At 42.9% G+C, this 233-nt stretch carries 1 protein-coding gene; it reads right to left on the reverse strand.

All coding sequences use genetic code 11. From position 1 onward, the window contains the following. Positions 1 to 233 (reverse strand): TetR/AcrR family transcriptional regulator C-terminal domain-containing protein (locus AAEZ03_RS28990; RefSeq protein WP_350583461.1); only part of this gene is annotated, 233 nt, incomplete at both ends.

The following is a 233-nucleotide window of genomic DNA, read 5'->3' on the forward strand; positions in this document are numbered from 1 at the left end:
GTTCAACATTGGTCACCGTTAAGCGTCCATCCAGCGTTGCCGCTTTTATCCAACGTAAAATAGCCGTTTCTTCTTTGATGATTTTTTGCAATTCTTGCTGCATCTCAGTGGTATAAAAGAGATGGCCAATCACCATTCGCGACACTTCAATGTGCTCTTCTGATTGAATGTAGTCCATATCAAAACGCACCAGCTGCTGCAGTTGTTCAGCCAAAGGTTGATGTGAGTTATAC

Source organism: Pseudomonas sp. HY2-MNA-CIBAN-0224 (assembly GCF_040310285.1).
GTDB lineage: Bacteria > Pseudomonadota > Gammaproteobacteria > Pseudomonadales > Pseudomonadaceae > Aquipseudomonas > Aquipseudomonas helleri.